This is a genomic window from Tenacibaculum sp. Mcav3-52 (assembly GCF_022347665.1).
Classification (GTDB): Bacteria; Bacteroidota; Bacteroidia; order Flavobacteriales; family Flavobacteriaceae; genus Polaribacter; species Polaribacter mesophilus.
The window spans coordinates 59108-82839 of sequence record NZ_JAKRGE010000008.1; the positions used below are offsets into that span (position 1 = coordinate 59108).

The following is a 23732-nucleotide window of genomic DNA, read 5'->3' on the forward strand; positions in this document are numbered from 1 at the left end:
TTTGATGTAGTTAGCTCTCTTTTTAAAAGAGAGCTTTTTACTTTAATGAAAAAGCCTTTATAAGGGCTTTAATATTTTTGATTATCAATAGATTTAGTGATAGGAGTTATTACATCACCAGTGTGTTTGGTAGATTTTGTTTCGATAAGCATAATTAAACAATCTTCCGAAGAACTAACTCTGTGATTTACACCTTTAGGAACTACAAATAAATCACCTTTTTTCATCGTAAAACTAGGTTGATTTTCTATTTCCATTAAAAGACTTCCATCGATAATATAAAAAAGCTCATCTTCGTTTTCATGATTATGCCACGGAATATCTTCCCCTTTAATTTTGGCGAGTTTAACATATTCATTGTTAACTTCAGAAATTATTTTAGGAGAAAAGTAATTTTTCAATTTTTCAGCTTCCTGTAGGATGTTAATTGTTTGAGTAGTATCCATATCGTAACTTATCAAGACTTTGTTTTTAATTCCATTTTAATATTACAACGTTCGTATGGGCAGTCTTCTTCCACAGGAATTTCTAAAAAGCCGAATTTTCTATAAATGTAAATAGCGTTTTCAAGTTTCGTGTTTGAGTATAAAACCAATTTATCAAACTGTTTGTCTTTTGCAAAATCAATACAATGTTGCATGAGTTGTTGTCCTATTTTGTAACCCCTGTGTTTTGGTGAAACAGCCATTTTTGTTAATTCATAAACATTAGATTCACTCATAGGCATTAAAGCAACAGTACCTACAACTTCATTATTTAATTTAGCAAAGAAAATATGTCCTCCTTTGTCAATAATATATTTGTGAGGATTGCTTAAAACTTCCTCATCATAAGGTTCTACGTAGAAAAATGTTTGTAACCATTCAATATTCAGGTTATAAAAAGATGAGCTGTATTCTTCCTTAAACGTGGTAATTGCTATAGTATTTTGTGTTGTATTCATTTTTATGTGTTCTATAATAGCTTTGCTGAAAGACTTTTCATTAAACTTAGCCTCTAATTCATTTATAAGTTCAGTTAGTGATTCAGACTTTATATTAGTGTACTCTTTAATAGTGTGTTCAATGCTGTTCCATATAGGAGTTACATTTTCTATGAGTTGCTTTCCTTTGTTAGAAACAAAAACAACTTTTTTTCGCTTATCCAATTTGTCTTCTTTAAGGGAGATAAGTCCTTTTTTATGAAGCTTATTAATAGCTTGAGTAGTAGCAGGCTGCGATGTTTTTAAACTGTTGGTAATCTCAGTATTAGTAACACCATCTTTGTTTTTTATAATTTTAAAAGTAGGAAATAGGTAAGGGTCAAAATCAATATTAAACTCATCGTACACCAATTGTGTTTCGCGCATCATGTATTCGCTAGTCCTTTTTAATCTAGAACCTAATCCAATTTCTCCTAATCCTTTAAGTGCGTCCATTTTTAATAAATATAAGTACTTATATAAATACAAATATATGTTTTTTTTGATTTATAATCCTTGTGTATTATTGTTGATAAGTGTCTAGGTGATATTTGCCATGGAAAATAATAAAATATTTTTATATATTTGTAAATAAATTTTAACAACAAACAAATGAAAAGAGATAAAATTATTTTTTATGTAGCTACAGGGTTATTAACATTATTAATGTTTTTTTCAGTTGGAATGTATTTTTTTAATCATGCAGAAGTAGCTAAAATGTTTACAGCATTTGGGTACCCAACATACATTATTTACCCATATGCAGTAGCTAAGCTGTTAGGTTTAATAGCTTTATGGTTTTTTAGAGGAAAGTTTTTAAATGAATGGGCGTATGCAGGTTTTTTCTTTGCATTTATTCTAGCTTTTTTTGCTCATTTTATGATTGGTGATGGAGAACAAACAGGAGCTGTAATAGCAATCGTACTATTAATAGTTTCGTATATTTATAGTAAAAAAATATAATGAGCAACAATCCAACAGCAACAGTTACTTTAACTGACCGAAATTACTTAGCAGAAGCAAAAATGAGAAATCATTTTGCTGTTATTGATGAGCCTTTAGACAAAGGAGGAGACGATAACGGACCAACTCCAGTAGAATATTTACTAACTGCAATTGGTGGATGTGTGTCTATTACTTTGAGAATGTATGCAGAGAGGAAAGGATGGGACTTAGGAAAAGTTACAGTAAATGTTAGCCAAAAAGAACAATTAACTCCAGAAGGAATTAAAAAATCATTAGTAGAAGAAATTTCATTCGAAAAAGAAGTTACAGAAGAGCAGCATACTAAACTATTAGAAATAGCAGGTAAATGCCCAGTAGTTAAAATGGTGAAAGGTGAAACAGAAATTGAGTCAAAAATAACAACATAGATGAAAAAAATAATCGCTTTCGCAGGTAGTAACAGCAAAAAATCAATAAACAAACAATTAGTAACATATGCTTCTAGCTTATTAGGTGGAATTGAAGTTTCAGTATTAGATTTAAACGATTATCCATTACCTATTTATGGAATTGATAAAGAAATAGAAGAAGGTGTACCAGAAAATGCCGCAATATTTCTAGAAAAAATTAAAGAAGCAGATGGAATAGCTGTATCGTTAGCAGAACATAATGGTAATTTTACGGTGGCTTTTAAGAATATTATAGACTGGATGTCGCGTATAGAACAAAAAATATGGCATAATAAACCAATGCTATTATTATCAACTTCTCCTGGAGGTAGAGGAGGGGCGTCGTCAATGGCAATAGCTAAAAATGGATTTCCTCACATGGGAGCAAATGTTATAGCAAATTTTTCTTTACCGAAATTTTATGATAACTTTAATGACGGAAGTATTGTAAATGAGGAGTTTAATGAAAAAATAAAAGAAGCAGTTACAACTTTCCAAAAAGCAGTATAAACATAAAATTTTAAGTTATGTCAGAAGCAAAGGAAATTGTAAAGAACTATAGTAATAATGATATTACTGTAGTTTGGAGGCCAAACAAATGTATCCATTCAAAAAAATGTTGGAAAGGCTTGATACAGGTTTTTAATCCACAAAATAGACCTTGGATTAAGATGGATGGAGCTACTACAGAAAGAATTAAAAAGCAAGTAGAGGAATGCCCATCAGGAGCTTTATCATACATTTCAAAAAGAGAAGGGAGTCAAGCAGCAGCTCATACAGAAACTAAGGTAGAAGCATTAGAAGATGGTCCTTTATTAATTTACGGAACTCTGCATGTAACTAATCCGGACGGTACAACAGAAAAGAAAAATAAAACAACTGCTTTTTGCAGATGTGGGGCTTCTCATAACAAACCATATTGTGATGGTACACATGTAAAAGTTGAGTTTAAAGGGTAATTATGAAAGTACAGCAAGAAGACAATGATAAAAAAGGAGAGTTCTATATTGAAGTTGAAGGGAATAGAGCTGCTTTAATGACGTATACTTGGGCAGGTAAGGATAAATTAATTATAGATCATACTGAAGTTGGTGATGATTTAAGAGGAAAAGGAGCAGGATATAAGTTAGTAGCAGCCTCAGTAGAGTTTGCTAGAAGTAAAAATATCAAAATACTTCCATTATGCCCATTTGCTAAATCAGTTTTTGATAAAAAGCCTGAATACTCAGACGTTTTAGCTTAAATAAAATTCCTTTTCAATATTTGTAAAGAATTTATATTCCTTGGTATATAAATGTGTGTTTTGTATTTTTGTACTCAAAATAAGGAGGTTAAAAATGAAGATAGTTTTATATGGTAGAAAAGGACATGCACATACAGTTGCATATAAAAACTTTTTAAAATCTGCAGAAGTACCATTTGAATATAAAGATGTTTCTGTTGATGATGAAGCAAAAGAACACACGAAAGAATTATATGAAGGTCAAGTTAAATATCCAACGCTATTTGTTGATGATGAAGTGTATCTAACACCATCATCAGATACTTTCAACAAATTAATGCAAGACTTAAAGTTAAAAGGATAATCTTATTTTAATAAAAAAGGCTAATAGCTAACAGCTAATTACCAAAGCAATGGGAGATATTTCAAAAGATATTAATTCAAAGTTTCCAAATAATAAAATTAAAGCGTTTATAAATATTAAATACACTGCTAACTGGATAAACAGTCAAGAAAATGAGTTTTTTAAGCAGTACAGTATTTCATCTCAACAATTTAATATTCTTCGTATTTTAAGAGGAGCAAAAGAAGCGATAAAAGTTCAAACAATAAAAGATAGAATGATTGAACGAGCTCCAAATGCTACGAGATTAATGGATAAATTATACGAGAAGAATTTAATAGATCGTGAAAGATGTAAGCATGATAGAAGAGTAGTTTATATAAGTATTACGCAACAAGGAAAAAAGTTATTAAAAGCAATAGATGATAAGTTACATTTAGATTTTATTGAAAATTTAACGGAAGAAGAAGCTACACAACTTAGTGGTTTACTAGATAAAATTAGACAATAGATTTTGTGTTTATAGTTAATAAAAGGGAAATATAGATTAAAAAATACGCCTTTTAAGAAATAGAAATTACATGAGTGTATAAAAAAGTTATTATCCTTTTAAAAATAAGAGGTTTATCTTGTGTTATAAGTAGTCTTTTACCTAGGTATTCCTAAATAATGCTTAGATATATTTGAGTTGATTAATTAACCCAAACTCAATTTTATGAAGACTTTAAAAACCCTAATGTTTGTAAGTACCTTTTTTATGGTATTTACATCATGTCAAAATGAAGAAACTGTATTATTAGACGAAACTCAAACAGAAACTTTAGATACTAAAGCAGCAAAATCAGCAGAAGACTTAAAGCTAGATTATCATGAAGATTACGGAGTAGTTAGAGCAGATGAATACCCAATGAATCCAAATGGGCTAGAAAAACCTACTTTAGATTTATTTTTAGAAAGAGGAAACCTTAAAAAAGAAGATTTAAAAAGTTACCGTATCGTAAAAGATGAATTTTCAGGTGTTGGTTTGGCAGAGCACAGAATGAAAGATGGTAATGTGATACAAGTACCTCATGAGTATCAAAGACAACCAGTTTACAGGTTTGAAGCCGAATTAAACGATGGAACCAAAGTTAGGATTATTATAATCATTATATGTTCAAATGGTTTAATCATAATATTTTGGTGGTAAAAATACCCTAAAAGCATAAAAAGACCCTATACATTGTATAGGGTCTTTTTGTATAAAAAAAATATAATAAAAAATATGTATCTTGCAATTTGTTATGCATGCATAATATTTTATAAAAATTCAACAATGAAATACAAACATATTTTTGAGCCGTTAGATTTAGGTTTCACTACTTTAAAAAATCGAGTGTTAATGGGATCTATGCATACTGGTTTAGAAGAAGAAAAAAATGGAATTAAACGCATTGCTTCTTACTATGCAGAGCGTGCACGTGGTGGGGTAGGTTTGATTGTTACAGGAGGAATTGCACCGAATATTCAAGGATGGACAGCACCTTTTTCTGCCCGTATGAGTACAAAAAAGCATGCCCGTGAACACAAAGTAATTACAGAAGCAGTTCATAAAGAGGGCGGTAAAATATGTATGCAAATTTTACACTCAGGACGTTATGGATACCACCCATTTAATGTGGCACCTTCAAAAATCAAATCACCAATAACGCCTTTCAAACCATTTGCATTAAAGCAATCGGGAATACGAAGAACAGTAAAAGACTTTGTAAACTGTGCTAAATTATCACAAGAAGCAGGATATGATGGTGTAGAAATCATGGGGTCTGAAGGATATTTAATTAATCAGTTTATAGTAACGAGAACTAATAAAAGAACCGACGATTATGGAGGTAAGTATGAAAATAGAATTCGTTTAGCAGTAGAATTGGTTCGAAAAATTAGAGAAGCTGTTGGAGAGAACTTTATCATTATCTATCGTTTATCGATGCTAGATTTGGTAGAACAAGGAAGTTCTTGGGAAGAAGTAGTACAGTTAGGAAAAGAAATAGAAAAAGCTGGGGCTACTATTATCAATACAGGTATTGGATGGCATGAAGCACGAATTCCTACTATTGCAACCTCAGTACCTAGAGCTGCGTTTACTTGGGTAACCAAAAAAATGAAAGAAGAACTATCTATTCCATTAGTTACTTCTAACCGAATAAATATGCCAGATACTGCTGAAAAAGTTTTGGCAGAAGGACATGCAGATATGATTTCAATGGCACGCCCATTTTTAGCAGATCCAGAATGGGTAAACAAAGCTAAAGAAGAAAGAATAGATGAAATAAATACTTGTATAGCTTGTAATCAAGCTTGTTTAGACCATGCATTTCAAAAGAAAGTAGCAAGTTGCTTGGTAAACCCAAGAGCATGTCACGAAACAGAACTTAACTACAATCTAACTTCAAAAAAGAAAAAAATAGCAATTGTAGGAGCAGGACCAGCTGGTTTAGCAGCTTCAACAGTAGCAGCTCAAAGAGGGCACGATGTAACCTTATTTGATGCCGATAAAGAAACAGGAGGTCAGTTTAATATAGCAAAACAAATTCCAGGAAAAGAAGAGTTTTATGAAACCATTCGTTACTTTAATAAGCAATTAGAATTGCATAAGGTAAATGTAAAGTTAAACACAAGGGTTACTGCTGAAGATTTATACAATGGTAATTTTGATGAGGTTGTTTTAGCAACTGGAATTACACCGAGAACCCCAAGAATAGAAGGGGTTGATCATGAAAAAGTATTGAGTTATATTGATGTTGTGAAATTAAAGAAACCTGTAGGTAAACGTGTTGCGGTTATTGGAGCGGGAGGAATTGGTTTTGACGTTTCAGAATATTTAGCTCATGAAGGAGAGAGTACTTCTCAAAATATAGATGCTTGGTTAAAGGAATGGGGTATTGATAAAACATTAAAATCACGTGCAGGAATAGAAGGTGTTACTCCTGAAGTTCATCCTTCACCAAGAGAAATATATATGTTTAAACGTAGTTCAGGAAAGTTTGGAGGAAATTTAGGAAAAACTACAGGATGGATTCATCGTTCAGTATTAAAAAGAAAAAAAGTACAATTTATAAATGAAGTACAGTATACAAAAATAGATGATGAAGGTTTACACTATGTTCAAAATGAAGAACAAAAAGTATTACCAGTTGATAATGTAATTATTTGTGCAGGTCAAGTTCCATTTAAAGAATTGTTAGAGCCATTAGAAGCCAAAGGAATGAAAGTACATGTAATTGGAGGAGCTGATGTTGCGGCAGAATTAGATGCAAAGAGAGCCATAAACCAAGGAAGTAGATTAGCTGCTGAACTCTAGTAGTATATAAATTTAAAATCACTAAAAAAGTCTTGCCAATGCAAGACTTTTTTTATGCGTAAAACTACAGTGAATAAGTCTAAATAATTACCGATATTTGTAGCTCACATTTTATTGAAAAAAGTAAATTATGGCAATGAACAAAAACACTGTCCTAGGTTGGGCAACGCTTATAATGGTATTAATGGGGGTTTTACTTATTGGATTAGCAGTATTTAAATATGATGAAATAGCAGGGTATGGATTTGGAGCTGTTGGTTTAGGTTTTTTTGCAAATGCATGGGTGTTTAATGCCCTAAAAGGAAGAGTTTAATTAAAGAAAATATAGAGAAATGAGCGACGATAAAAAAGTCATTTTTTCAATGAATAAGGTCTCTAAGACCTACCAAAGTACAGGAAAACAGGTTCTTAAAGATATCTATTTAAGTTTCTTTTATGGAGCTAAAATTGGTATTTTAGGTTTAAACGGTTCAGGTAAGTCTACTTTGTTAAAAATTATAGCAGGAGTAGAAAAAAACTACCAAGGAGATGTTACGTTCTCTCCAGGTTATAAAGTAGGATATTTAGAACAAGAACCTCAGTTAGACGAAGATAAAACCGTTTTAGAAGTTGTTAAAGAAGGAGTAGCAGAAACAGTTGCTATTTTAGATGAATACAACAAAATAAACGATATGTTTGGCTTAGAAGAAGTATATTCTGATGCAGATAAGATGCAAAAGTTAATGGATCGTCAAGCTGAACTACAAGATAAGATTGATGCTTCTAATGCATGGGAATTAGATACCAAGTTAGAAATAGCGATGGATGCTTTGCGTACCCCAGAAGGAGATAAGAAGATCGGAGTATTATCTGGAGGAGAGCGTCGTCGTGTTGCTTTATGTCGTTTATTATTACAAGAACCAGAAATTTTATTACTAGATGAGCCTACCAACCACTTAGATGCAGAATCTGTACATTGGTTAGAGCATCATTTAGCACAATATAAAGGAACGGTAATTGCAGTAACACACGACCGTTATTTCTTAGATAACGTTGCAGGTTGGATTTTAGAATTGGATAGAGGTGAAGGTATTCCATGGAAAGGAAACTATTCATCTTGGTTAGACCAAAAATCTAAACGTTTAGCTCAAGAAAGTAAAACAGCTTCTAAGCGTCAAAAAACTTTAGAACGAGAGTTAGAATGGGTACGTCAAGGAGCAAAAGGTCGTCAAACAAAGCAAAAAGCACGTTTGAAGAACTACGAAAAGTTAATGAGTCAAGATCAGAAGCAGACGGAAGAAAAATTAGAAATATACATTCCTAATGGTCCTCGTTTAGGAACGAACGTAATAGAAGCTACAGGTGTTTCTAAAGCTTATGGAGACAAATTATTATACGAAAATTTAGAGTTCAACCTACCACAAGCCGGAATTGTAGGAATTATTGGTCCGAACGGAGCTGGTAAAACCACTATTTTTAGAATGATCATGGGAGAAGAAACTCCTGATGCGGGAAGCTTTAAAGTAGGGGAGACAGCTAAAATAGCTTATGTAGATCAGTCACATTCTAATATTGATCCAGAAAAATCTATTTGGGAGAACTTCTCTGAAGGTCAAGATTTAGTGATGATGGGAGGTAAACAAGTAAATTCAAGAGCTTATTTAAGTCGTTTTAACTTCTCGGGAAGTGAGCAAAATAAAAAGGTAGCAACCTTATCAGGAGGAGAGCGTAACCGTTTGCATTTAGCAATGACGTTAAAGGAAGAAGGTAACGTATTGTTATTAGATGAGCCAACAAATGATTTAGATGTAAATACTTTACGAGCTTTAGAAGAAGGTTTAGAAAATTTTGCAGGATGTGCTGTGGTAATTTCGCACGATAGATGGTTTTTAGATCGTATTTGTACACATATCTTAGCTTTCGAAGGAGATAGTCAAGTGTATTTCTTTGAAGGTTCTTTCTCTGATTATGAAGAGAACAAGAAGAAGCGTTTAGGAGGAGATTTAATGCCTAAGCGAATTAAATATAAGAAGTTAATCAGGTAAATAAAACATTTATAAAATAAAACTCGAAGCTATTAACTTCGAGTTTTTCTTTTTCAATAACAATCATCCCCTCAAATTGCAAAACTGTTTTAGTAGATAGTTTTCCATAGTAGTAGTTATTATGTTAATGTTTTGTTAGCAACAACTATTATGCCGAAATGAAAAATATTCAATAAAAATAGAATTAAATATTTTTTTTAAATGTTTCAGAGGGTTTTAAATGTAAAAAAAATAAATAATTAACTAAGTTTAACAAAATTTAAAATTTGCTGTGATAAAAAAAACAATAAAAATAATTGTAATAATAGTAGTCCTATTTTCGGTCTTAATTTTGAGTCTGAACTATATAGCAGCAGGTAAAATTGAAAAAAAACTGACAGAAACCTTAGTTAAAAAACATATTAATTATACAGGAAAAGTAAAAGCTAATGTATTATTAGGTAATATTAGTATTGATGATTTTTTTTTAGAAAAAGATAGTATACATCTTAAAATAAATAACTTAAGTGTAAAAGGAGTTTCTTATTATGCTTACTTTATTAAAGATAAACTATCAATCGATAAAATAGTCTTAAATAGTTCTATTATAAAAGGAAAAATACCTAAAGATATATTTAATGCTAAGGAAAAAGATACCATACATAAAAAAAAGAGAATGCCAATAACTATTGATGAGTTAGAAATTAAAAATTCAGCTTTAGCTATTATAAATGATAAAAATTACCCTATTACTATAGATAACTATAGGTTAAAACTTACAAAATTAGAATACTCAAAAGATTTAAAAACGACAATTCCTTTTCTATATGAAAAAATTTCATTGAAGCTTAATGCTTTTGATGCACAGGGTTCAGAAATTCAATCTTATAGCATAGCTAATCTTAAATTGGAGGATAATTTTCTTAAACTTGATAGTGTGAAAATTACTCCTCTTAAACCTAGAAAGAACTACATATATCATGTTCCTTATGAAAAGGATATATTAGATTTATTTATTAAAAAAATAGAAGTACCTAAAATAAAATTAACAAATAAAAAAAAGTTACTTTTTACTATTGACAAAATATTAATAAGTGATGGAGACTTTGGTGTGTACTTAGATGCAACAGTTCTTAATCATAGAAACAAAAGAAAAGACTTATATAGTAAGAGTCTAAGAGAACTACCAATTAATTTTGTAATTGATAGTATTAAAATAAAGGATACTAAAATTACTTATGAAGAGCTAACTAATAAGGAAAGAAAAGCAGGATTGGTAAGTTTTGAAAACATAGATGCAATTGTAACTAACTTGACAAATGTTAAAATAAAAGATAGCATTCCAACTACAATTGTTAAGATTAAAAGTGACTTTATGGGAACATCTCCTTTATCAATTGATTGGAGATTCAATATAGCAGATGTTAATGATGCTTTTACAATTAAAGGAAAACTTTATGAAGTAAGTTCAAAAAATATAAACTCATTTATAGAGCCTGCACTAAATATAAAGTGCGAAGGTAAAATAGATAAGCTGTTTTTTAATTTTTATGGTAATGATAATTTTTCTAATGGAGATTTTGCTATAGCATTTAAAAACCTTGAGTTGAAAATGCTCAATAAGCAAAAAGGAGTAAAAAAAGTAGTTTCTTGGTTAGCTAATTTATTTGTAAAAAATTCTTCAAAAAATAAATTAGAAAAGGTAGAAATAAAAAACTTTGAAAGAGATCAAACTCGTTCTTTTTGGAATTTTTTGTGGAAGAATGTAGAAGAGGGGTTAAGAAAATCACTTATTTAGCTAGAAAATAGGGCTCGTATTAAAAAGTAACTAGAATTCAAAGGAAGAGAGTTTCATTTATTATAATGGAATTATAAATACTTCACTATTAACAGTATTTTATTATGGATAATACTTGTATATGAACAATAGCTATAGGTACACTTCATAAAAATCAATAACAAAAAAGTAATTATAGAGAACAAAAGATAAGACATATAAAAAACAAAACCTCATTATTATATGAGGTTTAAAATATTATTTTTTAACTATGAAAAGCAGCGTTATGAACTAGCTTTCCACCACAATTTTTACATTGCCCTGAATTATCTGAACCAATAGTACAACCGTTAGAACAAGTATAATGATATTGTCCTGCTGCATTTGGACCAGAAGTGGGGGGCGTTACAGGTGTTGATATTGGTGAGTTCGAAGTTTTGTTTTGGGTATTATGAAAGCCTTGGTTATGAGCAAGAGGAGTTTTACAAACAGGGCAAGAGGTGCCTTGAACACTTGAAGTTCCTCCTTTACATTTGTTAGGGCATATATAATGTGCACCTCCAATAACATTAGTAGAAATATTTCTAGTATTTGGAAGTTTTGGTATAGGACGTTCGTTTAAGGGAACCGTTAATGGGTTTAAAGGAGTTTTTTTTTCTTCTGTTTTACAAGAATAAAAACAGCATAATAAAACGAATATTGGGAGTATTTTTTTCATATTCAAATATAAAAAAACCTCGCCAAAAATGACGAGGTTATAGTTATATAAAGTTTGAGAATTTTATAAGTGGATTACTTCATCATAAGCGTCAGCAACAGCTTCCATAACAGCTTCACTCATAGTTGGGTGTGGATGAATTGCTTTTAATACTTCATGACCAGTAGTTTCTAATTTACGGCCTAAAACAGCTTCAGCAATCATATCGGTAACACCAGCACCAATCATATGGCATCCTAACCATTCACCGTACTTAGCATCAAAAATAACTTTTACAAATCCGTCAGGAGTTCCAGCAGCTTTAGCCTTACCAGATGCAGAGAAAGGGAATTTACCAATCTTTAATTCGTAACCTTTTTCCTTTGCTTGCTCTTCAGTTAAACCAACAGAAGCAATCTCAGGAGTAGCATAGGTACAACCAGGAATGTTTCCATAGTCAATAGCTTCAGTATGTAAGCCAGCTATTTTTTCAACACAAGTAATTCCTTCTGCTGAAGCAACGTGTGCTAATGCCGGACCAGGAGTTACATCTCCAATCGCATAGTATCCTGGAATGTTCGTTTGGTACCAGTCGTTTACTAAGATTTTATCTCTATCAGTAATAATTCCAACATCTTCTAAACCGATATTTTCAATATTTGTTTTAATTCCAACAGCAGATAAAACGATATCAGCTTCTAAAACTTCTTCTCCTTTTTTAGTTTTTACAGTTGCTTTTACTCCGTCACCAGAAGTATCAACAGACTCTACAGAAGAACTTGTCATTACTTTAATTCCCGCTTTTTTGAAAGAACGCTCCATTTGTTTAGAAACATCTTTATCTTCAACAGGAACAATTGTTGGCATAAATTCAACAACAGTTACATCAGTTCCCATTGAGTTATAGAAATGAGCAAATTCAACTCCAATAGCACCTGAACCTACAACGATCATCGATTTAGGTTGTGTTGGTAAGCTCATAGCTTCACGGTAACCGATTACTTTTTTACCATCTTGAGGTAAACTTGGTAACTCACGAGAACGAGCACCAGTAGCAATAATAATATGGTCAGCTGAATATTCAGTTACTTTACCATCTTTATCGGTAACATCTACTTTTTTTCCAGCTTTCACTTTACCAAAACCGTCGATGATATCAATTTTGTTTTTCTTCATTAAGAACTGAACACCTTTGCTCATTCCTTCAGCAACACCACGACTACGTTTAATAACAGCTTCGAAATCTTTATCGATAGCTTCTGCTTTTAAACCATACTCATCAACATGTTTTAAATAATCATATACTTGAGCAGATTTTAATAATGCTTTGGTAGGAATACATCCCCAGTTTAAGCAAATTCCACCTAAGTTTTCTTTCTCTACTACAGCGGTTTTAAATCCTAATTGAGATGCTCTAATTGCAGTTACATAACCTCCAGGACCACTTCCAATTATTAGTACGTCGTATTTCATGTTGTTTACTTTTTACTTGTTGTTTGTTAATTTATTACATTCTTTCAGGAACTTGAATCCCTAATAATTTGAATGCAGATTTTATAGTGTCAGCTACTTTTTTAGATAACTGAACTCTAAATATTTTTTTATCTTGATTTTCTTCTCCTAAAATGGATACGTTTTGGTAGAATGAGTTAAATTCTTTTACCAAATCGTAGGTGTAATTGGCAATCACAGCAGGAGAATAGTTACTCGCTGCTTGCTGAATTACTTCAGGGTACAATTCTAATTGCTTAATTAATTCTTTTTCTTTCTCGTGTAATTCTACCGATACTTTAGCTGAATAATCAAAGTCGGCTTTACGCAAGATAGACTGAATTCTTGCATACGTATATTGTACAAACGGACCTGTATTTCCTTGGAAATCTACCGATGCTTGTGGGTCAAACAAAATTCTCTTTTTAGGATCTACCTTTAAAATGAAGTATTTTAAAGCTCCTAATCCGATAATTTTATATAATTCCTCTTTTTCCTCAGTAGAATACCCTTCTAACTTACCTAACTCTTGTGAAATTTCACGAGCAGTGTTCGTCATTTCATTCATTAAATCATCGGCATCAACTACAGTACCCTCACGAGATTTCATTTTTCCTGAAGGTAAATCAACCATTCCATAACTTAAGTGGAATAATTGTTTAGCCCAAGAGTATCCTAGCTTTTGTAAGATTAAGAACAACACTTTAAAGTGATAATCTTGTTCGTTACCTACGGTATATACCATTCCGTTTACATCAGGAAAATCTTTAGAACGTTGAATAGCAGTTCCAATATCTTGTGTCATATATACTGCAGTTCCGTCTGAACGTAACACTAATTTTTCATCTAGTCCTTCGTCAGTTAAATCACACCAAACAGAACCGTCTTCTTTTTTGTAGAAAACTCCGTTTTGTAAACCTTCCTCAATAATATCTTTTCCTAATAAATAGGTGTTACTTTCATAGTATAATTTATCAAAGTTAACTCCGATGTTTTCATAAGTAACGTCGAAACCTTTGTATACCCATCCGTTCATCATTTCCCAAAGAGCAACAACTTCCTTATCACCAGCTTCCCACTTACGTAACATTTCTTGTGCTTCAACAAATAAAGGAGCTTGCTTTTTAGCATCGTCTTCAGAAACACCAGAAGCGACTAGGTTGCTAATTTCTTTTTTATATTCTTGATCGAATTTTACATAGTAATTTCCAACCAGTTTATCGCCTTTTAATCCAGTAGATTCAGGAGTTTCTCCTTCTCCAAATTTTTTCCAAGCCAACATGGACTTACAAATATGGATACCACGATCGTTGATAATTTGTGTTTTGTAAACCTTATGTCCCGCAGCTTTTAAAATTTCTGCAACAGAATATCCTAACAATACATTACGAACATGTCCTAAGTGTAAAGGTTTGTTAGTGTTAGGAGAAGAATATTCCACCATACGTGCATCTGTTTTGTCTTCTTTTACAAAGCCATAAGTTGCATCAGTAGCTATTTGATTAAAAAAGTTTACATAGAAAGAATCATCAACCACTAAGTTTAAAAAACCTTTTACGACATTGTAGCTAGTAATTTCGTTGATGTTCTCGACTAAATATTTTCCTAAATCTTCACCAATTTGAACAGGATTTCCTTTTTTGTACCGTAGTAATGGGAAGACAACTACTGTAATGTCACCTTCAAAATCTTTACGGGTTGCTTGAAATTCTACACTAGGAATTTCTACATCATACAAGGCTAAAAATCCTTCTTTTACTTTCGTTTCTATTAACGATTGAATATTCATTGGTTCTTTTTAATTGTCGCACAAAATTAGTGTTTTTAATTTTTTCTTCCCACGATTTGCCTTATGATTTTTTAAGACAGAATAATGTATGACTTCAAAGGTGCTTTCGTACCTTTGCACCATGGATAAAGACCTTGAAAACTTACCAAAATTAGCCAAAGACGCTTTACAAGAAAATAAGAAGTATTTTCAACGATTAAAAAAGCGTACCCCTAAACGCTTAGATTTATTAATGCAAGAATTGCATGAGGAAGAATTTGAGCGTACCGACTGTTTAGAATGTGCTAATTGTTGTAAAACGACTTCACCAATTTTTACTGAAAAAGATATAGAGCGCATTGCAAAACACTTAAAAATGAGGGTGATTGATTTTACTAATCAATATTTACAGCGAGATGAAGATAATTTCATGGTCTTACAATCTGCTCCGTGTACTTTTTTAGATGAATCAGATAATACGTGTTTTATTTATGATGTGCGTCCAAAAGCTTGCTCAGAATATCCACATACCAATCGTAAAAAGTTTATCCAATTAGCAGATTTAACTATTAAAAATACGGAGGTTTGTCCTGCAACTTACCGAATAGTAGAGGAGTTGAAAAAGAGATTACCACAATCGGGAAGTTCTAAGAAATAAGTTTTTATAGATATTTTTTCTATTTTTAGGAAAAATATATCATAGTGGAAACTCTTATACATTATTTTGAAACGATTCCTTCTAGTCATAGAAGTATTATTTTAGTTGGCGGAATTACTTTCTTTTGGTTATTGGAAGGCGCTGTACCATTATTTAGTTTTAAATACAATAAATGGAAACACGCATGGCCTAATTTATTTTTTACTGCAACTACGGTAATTATCAATTTTGTATTAGCATTCTTATTATTAAAGACTGCCGATTGGGTGCAAGCAAATGACTTTGGATTAATCAACTGGCTACCCGAAATGCCATTGTGGTTGTACGTATTGTTAGGTGTATTATTTTTAGACTTCTTCGGAGCTTATTTAGCACATTTAGTTGAACATAAAGTAAAACCTTTGTGGATGGTACATTTAGTTCACCATTCTGATCATAAAGTGGATACCACAACAGCAAACAGACATCACCCGATAGAAAGTGTAATTCGTTTTACATTTACTTTAGTAGGTGTTTTTTTAGTCGGGACTCCAATAGCTACAATAATGTTGTACCAATCAATATCGTTAGTGTTTACGCAGTTAACACATGCTAATATAAAAATGCCTAAAAAGTTAGATAAGGTATTGAGTTATGTGATTGTATCACCCGATATGCACAAAGTACATCATCATAATTTATTACCTTATACAGATTCTAACTACGGAAATATCTTTTCTATTTGGGACCGTTTATTAGGAACGTATATGGAGTTAGATAGAGAAAAAATAGTGTATGGAGTAGATACATTTCCAGATGAAGAAAAAAACTCTAGTTTAAAAGAGTTGTTAAAACAGCCGTTTCAAGGCTATCGAAAACCTACGAATTTAAAGGAGTTATAAGAAGAAAAGGAACTGTAATTTTAAAAATTTTACAGCTCCTTTTTGAGATAATTATGCAGTGAACTTTGTTATTGCTGAGGCAGTAACTTCTGCGTTAGGTGTACAATGAATACCAGCGTCTGGATAAGAAGCATCTATTGTAGAATCATAAAGTGCACCTGTTTTATCCCAACATGTATATTGAAGATTTCCAGTATAATGACCTCCTTGAGTTTCTTTTAATTGAGTGTTATTTAACTCATTAACACCTTTTTGTAGTAAAATATTTTTTAACATAATTTAAAATTTATTTGGTTAATAATTTTTCAGTTTATATGGGGGTACCCATGCCATAATTAGTACCATTTGTTGGAGCTTTATAAGTGTTATCGTACGCATAACAAGAAGTAGTTGGAGATGAAAGGTCTACAGGAGATAAAAAAAATGTACTACCTGAGTTGTTTCGAAAACACTTCCATGTAATGTGTGATCTAGCTTTGTCAATGTTAACTATATGACCACCTACTAGTTCCTTTTGTTCAACTGTGTTTAATTTTTGAACACCGTTTAACTTTAAAATGCTTTTTTTCATAATAATATAAATTTGATTGTTAATAATATTAAAAGTTAAAGAATAACAGTTTTTATAAAAAATTAGAATACTTCTAGTAATCTCACAATACTTAACGTTCTCATTTTATATTGAAAATAAAAGAAGGTTATCTACCTTATTGAATTACAGGTTGACAATATTCATACCCTTGAAAGTCTTCAACACCAGGATTTCCAACGTTATAAATAATATCATATTGAGAAGTAATTCTGTTCCAACATCTCCATGACACTACAGTTTTAAGAGGAGTAAGAGGAGTTGTATTTGCCATTCCTCCATTTAGAGGAATTTTAGCTCCTCCATATATGTTTTTTTGATTTTTTTCAGATAATAATTGAAAACTTTTTAAGTTTAAAATGCTTTTTTTCATAATAATATAAATTTGATTGTTAATAATGACTTAAACCTAAAAAGTTTTTAAAAAAGGTTACGAATTAACTTTGTAAAGGATAGGAATTAATTTATAAAGAGGTATTTTTTAGGTTAAAAAAGGGTTTTGCCTGTGTTTTAAATAGCTGTTTAACTGGTGTTTGTGTTTTTTAGTTCATGTAAATTTGATTTCATAATTAACCCCGAAAACTATTATTTTATGAAACAACTACAAAACTTTGTATTAGTAAGCGTCGCCTCTGATGCTACAAGCATGGCAAAAAGAAGACACTGCAAACGAACTGTTAAACAACAAAAACTTAGAGGTAAAAGAGATTTTCTCGAAACTTAGGGAAGGGAATAACGATGAAGATAATGGTATGATAGCATTCAGAAATGAAGGCGAGTCATTACGATTGGTATTTTTTAGAAGTTTAGAAGAAGATTTCATTATCTCAGAAGATATATCTCTAAGAGACTATATTGCAAAGGAATTAGGTAAAACTAATATTACTTTACAAGCAAATAAATACGTTGTAGATTATTCTCGTTTTAAAAACGGAGAGGTTTTAATACCTCTAAAAAAATTAAAAAACTAACTAATCAAACGAATAAATTCTTAGTAGATGCTAAGGATTTTAAAAAATAAGAAAAAATGAAAAAACAAAATTTTTTATGGATGGCAGTAATGTGTTTTACATTACTTTTTAGCTGTCAAAGTGAAGAAATAATTGAAAATGAATCAAAAAAAGAAGAATTACAATTAGCAAAAGGAAGTACAGTAACTATTAATCATACGTACGATTATTATGGAAAACAATTTAAAATATCTTATGTATATAATGAAGAAAGTGGAGAAGTATTGAAGGCAGATGGAGATGTAGATTTTGCTCAAGAAATTTTTGGTAACGAAGAGAAAGCTCCAAAATCATTGTTTTTTAATAATCCAGAAGAAGGAAGCACTGATATTGAAGTAAAAGTTTTCGATAATACAGAAGACTTAAAAAAATACACCTCAAAAGTAGCAGAAGGTTTCCCAGGAGATCAAGTTTCAACAGAAGGGAAGTCATCAAAATGTAATAGCTATGATGTGTATGGCTCGGGTAACTTTTATTTCTATAAACATGCCTACTATAACACAGAAATGACAGGCATGAGAAGGCAAAAACGCTATTATTACAGAGACCATTGGGTTGGGTCAGGAAATAACGACCAATTATCTTCTTTAAAAATTAGAAAACCAACTTATAGACGACAAGTAGTATATTTATACCAACACTCTTGTTATGGAGGAAAAGTTATAGGCTTTTATTCACCAACAGGTTATTTAGGGTTAAACGTAGGGAATCTTAAATGGTACACCATGTCTGGTTGGTGGTGGTGGAAGAAGTCTTGGAACGACCAGGTTTCTTCTACATCAGGCTGGGCTTGGTAATAAAATAAACGATATCGTATTTAGTTGCTTGTAAAATAATAAAAGAACCTCAGAAGATTTTTCTTCTGAGGTTTTATAATTGCTTTTGGTCTTTATGTTTCTCAATCAACTCCAATACTTTCTTTCCTCTGGCTTTACAACCTTTACTTTCATGAATCACTTTAGTGCGAATTAGGTGTTCTAACTCAGGATGTACCCAATCTTTTTGTAAACCAAGTAAATATAAAGTATTCATGGTGTAGGCTTTAACTGCTATTTTTTGATCGGTAATCAACCAATCGAATCCAGTTTCTATAATTAAATCGATATCAGTTTCTGTTAACTGTTCTTTTATACCATTGGTTGTTTTTGAGGAAAAAGCAGTTGCTAAATGTTCACAAATTTTAGCACAAGGTCTTATAGCGCTATCAAAGTGTACTCTATATATATTTTTTGTAAAAATAGGGAGATAAGGAATAATATATTCAATTCCATTATGTGTACAAATCCATTCCAGTACCCAAGCAGCTTTAATAGATAGTTTATTATCAACATCGAAAGTAACATCAACTAAAAACTTTACTAATTCAGGTTGCTTTAATACAATATTTGCAGCATTATTTCTGTTTACTCTAGCAGGATTATCAACATTTTCTAGCACAGAAATTAAAAAATCAAGACTCATATTGGTATGGTTTATGTAAATTTGAATTGTAAAAGAAATTATAGCATGATAAATATAAAAAGGATATTTTCAACAACACTTTTGTTATCGGTATTTTTTATAACAGCTACTCAAGCACAAAAAATAAATAAATTTGATACTAATGGAAAGAGGCATGGAGTTTGGAAAAAATATTATGATGATAATAAAAACAAAATAAGATATTCAGGAGAGTTTAAAAATGGAAAAGAGATAGGTACATTTAATTTTTATGAACCTAACTCTTATGGAATTCCTTCTATGACTAAAGAATTTTCTGCAAAAACAGATAGTGCTTTTGTACAATTTTTTACACCAAATGGAAAAGTAAAAACAAAAGGATGGATGATAGGAAAAAAACGAGTAGGAAAATGGACGTATTATTTTTCAGACGGAAAACTTTTTTCAGAAGAAGAATATGCTGATGGTAAATTAGATGGAGTTTTAAAAAACTACTATAGAAATGGTAAATTAACTGAAGAAAGTATTTATAAAGATGGTAAGAAAAATGGACTTTCTAAGATTTTTACTGAAGAAGGAGTGATGATTGAAGAAGTGTATTATGTAAATGGTAAATTAGAAGGAGAAGGGAAATACTACGATTTAAAAGGAGATTTAAAAGAAAAAGGGATGTATAAAAATGGTAAGAGAGATGGTAAATGGCAATTTTACATGGATGGAGAAGTAGTTACCGACAAGAGAAAGAAAAAAGCGTTTTCAATTCCTAAAAATTAAATTATAAATATTAATAATTTAAATAACATTAGAAAAGAAAATAAACTGAGCCTTATCAGAGATTAGAATTCATCAATTTTAGTAATGAAGCCATCAATTATTTCCATAATATAAACATTTATTATTTCGTAAATTTGTAGCTTCAAAAGTATAAGATGAAAAGAGTAGTAGTAGGACTTTCAGGAGGCGTAGATAGTAGTGTAACAGCGTATTTACTAAAAGAACAGGGATACGAAGTTATTGGATTGTTCATGAAGAACTGGCATGATGATTCAGTAACCATTTCTAATGAATGTCCATGGTTAGAAGATAGTAACGACGCCATGATTGTTGCAGAAAAATTAGGAATTCCATTTCAAACAGTTGATTTAAGCGAACAATACAAAGAGCGTATTGTTGATTATATGTTTAATGAATATGAAAAAGGACGTACACCTAATCCTGATGTATTATGTAATCGAGAAATTAAGTTTGATGTGTTTATGGATATCGCGTTAAGTTTAGGAGCTGATTATGTAGCAACAGGGCATTACTGTAGAAAAACAGAAGAAATAATTGATGGAAAGCCTGTATACAAGTTATTAGCAGGAAAAGATACGAATAAAGATCAATCATACTTTTTATGTCAATTATCACAAGAACAACTGTCAAAGGCATTGTTCCCAATTGGAGAATTGACAAAACCAGAAGTTCGTGAAATAGCCAAAGAAGCAGATTTAATTACAGCTGATAAAAAAGACAGTCAAGGCTTGTGTTTTATAGGAAAAGTAAGACTTCCAGATTTTTTACAACAAAAACTACAACCGAAAGAAGGAGATATTGTCCGAATTCCAGATGAATTTGAGCAGTACAATCGTTTAGTTCCAGAATTTGAGAATAAAGAAGCGGAGTTAGCATATTTTTCAACGAAGTTCTCTTATAATAAAGAAGATGGAAAAGTAGTAGGTAAACATCAAGGCGCACATTATTTCACCAAAGGACAACGTAAAGGGTTAGCAGTTGGAGGTACCAAAGAACCATTGTTTGTGATTGAAACCGATGTAGATACCAACATTATTTATACAGGAGAAGGAAAAAATCACCAAGGATTGTATAGAAGTGTATTATTTGTATCAAATGAAGAATTGCACTGGGTACGTGAAGATTTAGCTTTACAAACTGGTGAATCTATGGAAGTAGAGGCGCGTATTCGTTACCGACAACCATTAGAAAAAGCTACTTTATATAAAGTTGATAACGGAATTTATGTAGAGTTTGAAAATCCACAGTCAGCTATTCAAGAAGGGCAGTTTGTTGCTTGGTATAAAAATGAAGAGCTATTAGGTTCTGGTGTGATTTCTTAAAAAGGGAAAAAATAAAACTATGAAAAAGATATTCTTATTATTGTTGGTGTTCATAAATATTAATGGATATTCACAGAAAGACTCTATTATAAACTATTTAGACAAGAAAGGTAATATAATCAACAATAAGGAGAAAGCAATGTCTTTTGAAATTATTACTAAGAGTGCAGATTCATTATGGTTGGTAAGGAAGTATAAACGTAGCGGAAAACTATATAATTATACACATTATCTAACAAAGGAGAAAAAGATTAAAATAGGAGAGTCAGTTTCGTTCAATAAAAATGGAAAAATATCAGCATTAACTTTCTACAATAAAAAAGGTAAAAGAAATGGGAGAATACAAACATGGTTCGATAATGGGAATAAGGATATTGAAGGAGTTTATATAGATGGTAAGAGAGAAGGAGTATGGAAAATTTACCATTATAATGGTAAATTGGCAGGTAGAGGAATCGCCAAAAGCGATTCGATAATTAAAACAACTTATTATAATGACAAGGGAGAAAAGATTGATGATTTAAAAAACATTATAAAAGAAAAGAGACCAACTTTTAAAGGGGGTAAGGATAAATATTACAAGCAACTTAAAAAGTTAACAAGTAAGATAAGTTACAAAGTTAAAGGTCAGATTATAGTTGAATATGTAATTGATATAAAAGGAGCAGTAAGAGATGTTACCATCAATGAAAAGGTTCCTAAAAAGTTAGAAAATGAAATTGTTCGTTTTTTTGAAAACTTAAAAGGGTGGGAGCCAGCGATACATATGAATAGAAAGATTCCTTTCAACTTTTCTCAACCATTAAACTTCAGAGGATAAAAATGCAAAACAGAATTACCAAACTATTTAATATACAGTATCCAATTGTTCAAGGTGGAATGATTTGGGTTTCAGGATGGAAGCTAGCTTCTGCAGTGTCAAATGCAGGTGGATTAGGATTAATTGGAGCAGGATCTATGTATCCAGAAGTACTTCGTGAACACATTCAAAAATGTAAAAAAGCAACAGATAAACCTTTTGGTGTAAATGTGCCAATGTTATATCCTGATATAGAGAAAATCATGGATATTATTGTTGAGGAAGGGGTGAAAATTGTGTTTACTTCCGCAGGGAATCCAAAAACATGGACCTCTTTTTTAAAGGAAAAAGGAATTACTGTAGCTCATGTGGTAAGTTCAGTAAAATTTGCTTTAAAAGCGGAAGCAGCTGGAGTAGATGCTGTGGTATGTGAAGGATTTGAAGCAGGAGGTCATAACGGACGAGAAGAAACTACTACGTTTACGTTAATTCCTATGGTTAAAGAACAAGTGAAGATTGCTGTAATTGCAGCAGGAGGAATAGGTTCAGGTAGAGGAATGTTAGCAGCAATGGTGTTGGGAGCAGACGGAGTGCAAATAGGAAGTCGTTTTGCAGCTACGGTAGAATCTTCAGCACATGACAACTTCAAGAAAACTATTGTAGATGTAAAAGACGGTGGCACACAACTAACGTTAAAGGAATTAGCTCCTGTACGTTTGGTAAAAAACAAGTTTTATCAAGAAATACAAGAGTTATATCAGCAAGGACCATCAGTAGAACAATTAAAAGAATTGTTAGGGCGTGCGAGAGCCAAAAGAGGTATGTTTGAAGGAAACTTGGACGATGGAGAACTAGAAATAGGTCAAGTAGCAGGGCTTATCCATGAAATTAAACCAGCAAAAGAAGTGTTAGAAGCAATTGTAGAAGAATATCAGCAAGTGAAAAAAGAACAGTTGTTTTAATCGCAGAGCGATTGCCAAAAAAAAATAGAAACGTCATTCCGACGAGGTAGGAGTAGGAATCTTATAAAGATGAGTTATAAACATGCTCTTCTCGTACTAACGAATGAAAATTAAGGTAAAACAAAATAATAATGCTTAAACAATTAATCAGTATTCTGTTTTTAATTATAGGCATTTACCAGCTATTTAAGTTAGTTAATTTAATTGAAAGCAATAAGGAGTCTTTTAAGATATTTATAGGTTATAGTAAAAATAAGTTATCCTAACCAAAAGGTTCAGA

Annotated in this window: 29 protein-coding genes; 20 read left to right on the plus strand and 9 right to left on the minus strand. The window is 31.4% G+C overall.

Features of this window, described 5'->3' with window-relative positions:
• Positions 1-68: 68 nt before the first annotated feature.
• Together MHM83_RS15815 and MHM83_RS16275 are read right to left on the minus strand one after the other, a co-directional pair.
• On the minus strand, positions 69-461 hold the full coding sequence (locus tag MHM83_RS15815; RefSeq protein WP_239180821.1) for a cupin domain-containing protein: 393 nt from the start codon (positions 459-461) through the stop codon (positions 69-71).
• Positions 458-1417: a bifunctional helix-turn-helix transcriptional regulator/GNAT family N-acetyltransferase gene (locus tag MHM83_RS16275; RefSeq protein ID WP_370642023.1), complete on the minus strand. Its 960-nt coding sequence runs from the start codon at positions 1415-1417 to the stop codon at positions 458-460. Before MHM83_RS16275 ends, MHM83_RS15815 begins: the two co-directional genes overlap by 4 nt.
• A 156-nt stretch (positions 1418-1573) precedes the next feature.
• Between MHM83_RS16275 and MHM83_RS15830 the strand changes: the two genes are divergently transcribed.
• The 12 genes from MHM83_RS15830 (at position 1574) to MHM83_RS15885 (ending at position 11061) form a co-directional block, all read left to right on the plus strand.
• Complete coding sequence (locus MHM83_RS15830) at positions 1574-1924, plus strand: DoxX family protein (protein ID WP_239180822.1); 351 nt, start codon at positions 1574-1576, stop codon at positions 1922-1924.
• The gene (locus MHM83_RS15835) at positions 1924-2334 is read left to right on the plus strand and encodes an OsmC family protein (RefSeq protein WP_239180825.1); all 411 of its coding nucleotides are present in this window, start codon (positions 1924-1926) and stop codon (positions 2332-2334) included. The genes MHM83_RS15830 and MHM83_RS15835 overlap by 1 nt, the downstream gene beginning before the upstream one ends.
• Positions 2335-2865, plus strand: a complete 531-nt coding sequence (locus tag MHM83_RS15840) for an NADPH-dependent FMN reductase (protein WP_239180827.1) — start codon at positions 2335-2337, stop codon at positions 2863-2865.
• 17 nt (positions 2866-2882) lie between these two features.
• Complete coding sequence (locus MHM83_RS15845) at positions 2883-3314, plus strand: (4Fe-4S)-binding protein (protein WP_047789100.1); 432 nt, start codon at positions 2883-2885, stop codon at positions 3312-3314.
• Between the two features lie 2 nt (positions 3315-3316).
• Positions 3317-3598, plus strand: coding sequence for a GNAT family N-acetyltransferase (locus MHM83_RS15850; protein ID WP_159491473.1), 282 nt, complete (start codon positions 3317-3319; stop codon positions 3596-3598).
• Positions 3599-3692: 94 nt separating this feature from the next.
• Complete coding sequence (locus MHM83_RS15855) at positions 3693-3941, plus strand: glutaredoxin family protein (RefSeq protein ID WP_047789098.1); 249 nt, start codon at positions 3693-3695, stop codon at positions 3939-3941.
• A gap of 49 nt (positions 3942-3990) precedes the next feature.
• On the plus strand, positions 3991-4431 hold the full coding sequence (locus MHM83_RS15860; protein WP_082118638.1) for a MarR family winged helix-turn-helix transcriptional regulator: 441 nt from the start codon (positions 3991-3993) through the stop codon (positions 4429-4431).
• Between the two features lie 204 nt (positions 4432-4635).
• Positions 4636-5109: a hypothetical protein gene (locus MHM83_RS15865; protein WP_239180829.1), complete on the plus strand. Its 474-nt coding sequence runs from the start codon at positions 4636-4638 to the stop codon at positions 5107-5109.
• 126 nt (positions 5110-5235) lie between these two features.
• Positions 5236-7260 carry an NADPH-dependent 2,4-dienoyl-CoA reductase gene (locus tag MHM83_RS15870; RefSeq protein ID WP_047789095.1) on the plus strand — a complete coding sequence of 675 codons (2025 nt, stop codon included), beginning with the start codon at positions 5236-5238 and terminating at the stop codon, positions 7258-7260.
• Between the two features lie 136 nt (positions 7261-7396).
• The gene (locus MHM83_RS15875) at positions 7397-7573 is read left to right on the plus strand and encodes a CAL67264 family membrane protein (protein ID WP_239180883.1); all 177 of its coding nucleotides are present in this window, start codon (positions 7397-7399) and stop codon (positions 7571-7573) included.
• Positions 7574-7592: 19 nt separating this feature from the next.
• Positions 7593-9284, plus strand: a complete 1692-nt coding sequence (ettA, locus tag MHM83_RS15880) for an energy-dependent translational throttle protein EttA (RefSeq protein WP_047789093.1) — start codon at positions 7593-7595, stop codon at positions 9282-9284.
• Positions 9285-9615: 331 nt separating this feature from the next.
• Positions 9616-11061 (plus strand): hypothetical protein, encoded by a 1446-nt coding sequence (locus tag MHM83_RS15885; RefSeq protein WP_167713596.1) that lies wholly within the window; start codon positions 9616-9618, stop codon positions 11059-11061.
• Between the two features lie 244 nt (positions 11062-11305).
• On the opposite strand, the gene MHM83_RS15890 is transcribed toward MHM83_RS15885, so the two are convergent.
• The 3 genes from MHM83_RS15890 to argS all read right to left on the minus strand — a co-directional run bounded on the left by MHM83_RS15890 (position 11306) and on the right by argS (position 15017).
• Positions 11306-11758, minus strand: a complete 453-nt coding sequence (locus MHM83_RS15890; RefSeq protein ID WP_239180831.1) for a hypothetical protein — start codon at positions 11756-11758, stop codon at positions 11306-11308.
• Positions 11759-11821: 63 nt separating this feature from the next.
• A complete protein-coding gene (lpdA, locus tag MHM83_RS15895) occupies positions 11822-13210 on the minus strand; it encodes a dihydrolipoyl dehydrogenase (RefSeq protein ID WP_239180833.1) in 1389 nt (462 codons plus the stop codon).
• A 34-nt stretch (positions 13211-13244) separates the two neighbouring features.
• Positions 13245-15017, minus strand: a complete 1773-nt coding sequence (gene argS, locus MHM83_RS15900) for an arginine--tRNA ligase (protein ID WP_239180835.1) — start codon at positions 15015-15017, stop codon at positions 13245-13247.
• 121 nt (positions 15018-15138) lie between these two features.
• On the opposite strand from argS, the gene MHM83_RS15905 reads away from it, so the two are divergent.
• Positions 15139-15654, plus strand: coding sequence for a YkgJ family cysteine cluster protein (locus tag MHM83_RS15905; RefSeq protein ID WP_073183749.1), 516 nt, complete (start codon positions 15139-15141; stop codon positions 15652-15654).
• 44 nt (positions 15655-15698) lie between these two features.
• Entirely contained in the window at positions 15699-16535 is an 837-nt protein-coding gene (locus MHM83_RS15910) for a sterol desaturase family protein (protein WP_239180837.1), read from the plus strand.
• Positions 16536-16586: 51 nt separating this feature from the next.
• Here the strand turns inward: MHM83_RS15910 and MHM83_RS15915 are convergent, their stop codons facing one another.
• The 3 genes from MHM83_RS15915 to MHM83_RS15925 form a co-directional block, all read right to left on the minus strand.
• Positions 16587-16811, minus strand: a complete 225-nt coding sequence (locus MHM83_RS15915; RefSeq protein ID WP_073183744.1) for a hypothetical protein — start codon at positions 16809-16811, stop codon at positions 16587-16589.
• Positions 16812-16845: 34 nt separating this feature from the next.
• Positions 16846-17106: a hypothetical protein gene (locus tag MHM83_RS15920; RefSeq protein WP_073183742.1), complete on the minus strand. Its 261-nt coding sequence runs from the start codon at positions 17104-17106 to the stop codon at positions 16846-16848.
• Positions 17107-17242: 136 nt separating this feature from the next.
• A complete protein-coding gene (locus MHM83_RS15925) occupies positions 17243-17497 on the minus strand; it encodes a hypothetical protein (RefSeq protein WP_239180839.1) in 255 nt (84 codons plus the stop codon).
• 262 nt (positions 17498-17759) lie between these two features.
• On the opposite strand from MHM83_RS15925, the gene MHM83_RS15930 reads away from it, so the two are divergent.
• Both MHM83_RS15930 and MHM83_RS15935 read left to right on the plus strand, forming a co-directional pair.
• Positions 17760-18095: a hypothetical protein gene (locus MHM83_RS15930; protein ID WP_239180841.1), complete on the plus strand. Its 336-nt coding sequence runs from the start codon at positions 17760-17762 to the stop codon at positions 18093-18095.
• 56 nt (positions 18096-18151) lie between these two features.
• The gene (locus tag MHM83_RS15935) at positions 18152-18931 is read left to right on the plus strand and encodes a hypothetical protein (protein WP_073183735.1); all 780 of its coding nucleotides are present in this window, start codon (positions 18152-18154) and stop codon (positions 18929-18931) included.
• A 73-nt stretch (positions 18932-19004) separates the two neighbouring features.
• On the opposite strand, the gene MHM83_RS15940 is transcribed toward MHM83_RS15935, so the two are convergent.
• Positions 19005-19595 (minus strand): adenylosuccinate lyase, encoded by a 591-nt coding sequence (locus MHM83_RS15940; protein WP_239180843.1) that lies wholly within the window; start codon positions 19593-19595, stop codon positions 19005-19007.
• Positions 19596-19640: 45 nt separating this feature from the next.
• Between MHM83_RS15940 and MHM83_RS15945 the strand changes: the two genes are divergently transcribed.
• The 4 genes from MHM83_RS15945 to MHM83_RS15960 all read left to right on the plus strand — a co-directional run bounded on the left by MHM83_RS15945 (position 19641) and on the right by MHM83_RS15960 (position 23452).
• Positions 19641-20348: a toxin-antitoxin system YwqK family antitoxin gene (locus MHM83_RS15945; RefSeq protein WP_239180845.1), complete on the plus strand. Its 708-nt coding sequence runs from the start codon at positions 19641-19643 to the stop codon at positions 20346-20348.
• Between the two features lie 155 nt (positions 20349-20503).
• Positions 20504-21691 (plus strand): tRNA 2-thiouridine(34) synthase MnmA, encoded by a 1188-nt coding sequence (gene mnmA / locus MHM83_RS15950; protein ID WP_159491452.1) that lies wholly within the window; start codon positions 20504-20506, stop codon positions 21689-21691.
• 19 nt (positions 21692-21710) lie between these two features.
• Positions 21711-22511 carry a toxin-antitoxin system YwqK family antitoxin gene (locus MHM83_RS15955; RefSeq protein WP_047789080.1) on the plus strand — a complete coding sequence of 267 codons (801 nt, stop codon included), beginning with the start codon at positions 21711-21713 and terminating at the stop codon, positions 22509-22511.
• 2 nt (positions 22512-22513) lie between these two features.
• Complete coding sequence (locus MHM83_RS15960) at positions 22514-23452, plus strand: NAD(P)H-dependent flavin oxidoreductase (RefSeq protein WP_239180847.1); 939 nt, start codon at positions 22514-22516, stop codon at positions 23450-23452.
• Positions 23453-23732: the final 280 nt, after the last annotated feature.

Bases quoted from the DNA above. Each gene is read 5' to 3' on its own strand.
- MHM83_RS15875 (WP_239180883.1), top strand. From the start codon at position 7,397: ATGAACAAAAACACTGTCCTAGGTTGGGCAACGCTTATAATGGTATTA.
- argS (WP_239180835.1), bottom strand. From the start codon at position 15,017: ATGAATATTCAATCGTTAATAGAAACGAAAGTAAAAGAAGGATTTTTA.
- ettA (WP_047789093.1), top strand. From the start codon at position 7,593: ATGAGCGACGATAAAAAAGTCATTTTTTCAATGAATAAGGTCTCTAAG.
- lpdA (WP_239180833.1), bottom strand. From the start codon at position 13,210: ATGAAATACGACGTACTAATAATTGGAAGTGGTCCTGGAGGTTATGTA.
- MHM83_RS15865 (WP_239180829.1), top strand. From the start codon at position 4,636: ATGAAGACTTTAAAAACCCTAATGTTTGTAAGTACCTTTTTTATGGTA.
- MHM83_RS15840 (WP_239180827.1), top strand. From the start codon at position 2,335: ATGAAAAAAATAATCGCTTTCGCAGGTAGTAACAGCAAAAAATCAATA.
- MHM83_RS15945 (WP_239180845.1), top strand. From the start codon at position 19,641: ATGATAAATATAAAAAGGATATTTTCAACAACACTTTTGTTATCGGTA.
- MHM83_RS15835 (WP_239180825.1), top strand. From the start codon at position 1,924: ATGAGCAACAATCCAACAGCAACAGTTACTTTAACTGACCGAAATTAC.
- MHM83_RS15960 (WP_239180847.1), top strand. From the start codon at position 22,514: ATGCAAAACAGAATTACCAAACTATTTAATATACAGTATCCAATTGTT.
- MHM83_RS15920 (WP_073183742.1), bottom strand. From the start codon at position 17,106: ATGAAAAAAAGCATTTTAAAGTTAAACGGTGTTCAAAAATTAAACACA.
- MHM83_RS15850 (WP_159491473.1), top strand. From the start codon at position 3,317: ATGAAAGTACAGCAAGAAGACAATGATAAAAAAGGAGAGTTCTATATT.
- MHM83_RS15915 (WP_073183744.1), bottom strand. From the start codon at position 16,811: ATGTTAAAAAATATTTTACTACAAAAAGGTGTTAATGAGTTAAATAAC.
- MHM83_RS15845 (WP_047789100.1), top strand. From the start codon at position 2,883: ATGTCAGAAGCAAAGGAAATTGTAAAGAACTATAGTAATAATGATATT.
- MHM83_RS15935 (WP_073183735.1), top strand. From the start codon at position 18,152: ATGAAAAAACAAAATTTTTTATGGATGGCAGTAATGTGTTTTACATTA.
- MHM83_RS15855 (WP_047789098.1), top strand. From the start codon at position 3,693: ATGAAGATAGTTTTATATGGTAGAAAAGGACATGCACATACAGTTGCA.
- MHM83_RS15860 (WP_082118638.1), top strand. From the start codon at position 3,991: ATGGGAGATATTTCAAAAGATATTAATTCAAAGTTTCCAAATAATAAA.
- mnmA (WP_159491452.1), top strand. From the start codon at position 20,504: ATGAAAAGAGTAGTAGTAGGACTTTCAGGAGGCGTAGATAGTAGTGTA.
- MHM83_RS15830 (WP_239180822.1), top strand. From the start codon at position 1,574: ATGAAAAGAGATAAAATTATTTTTTATGTAGCTACAGGGTTATTAACA.
- MHM83_RS15955 (WP_047789080.1), top strand. From the start codon at position 21,711: ATGAAAAAGATATTCTTATTATTGTTGGTGTTCATAAATATTAATGGA.
- MHM83_RS15930 (WP_239180841.1), top strand. From the start codon at position 17,760: ATGCTACAAGCATGGCAAAAAGAAGACACTGCAAACGAACTGTTAAAC.
- MHM83_RS15870 (WP_047789095.1), top strand. From the start codon at position 5,236: ATGAAATACAAACATATTTTTGAGCCGTTAGATTTAGGTTTCACTACT.
- MHM83_RS16275 (WP_370642023.1), bottom strand. From the start codon at position 1,417: ATGGACGCACTTAAAGGATTAGGAGAAATTGGATTAGGTTCTAGATTA.
- MHM83_RS15925 (WP_239180839.1), bottom strand. From the start codon at position 17,497: ATGAAAAAAAGCATTTTAAACTTAAAAAGTTTTCAATTATTATCTGAA.
- MHM83_RS15890 (WP_239180831.1), bottom strand. From the start codon at position 11,758: ATGAAAAAAATACTCCCAATATTCGTTTTATTATGCTGTTTTTATTCT.
- MHM83_RS15905 (WP_073183749.1), top strand. From the start codon at position 15,139: ATGGATAAAGACCTTGAAAACTTACCAAAATTAGCCAAAGACGCTTTA.
- MHM83_RS15940 (WP_239180843.1), bottom strand. From the start codon at position 19,595: ATGAGTCTTGATTTTTTAATTTCTGTGCTAGAAAATGTTGATAATCCT.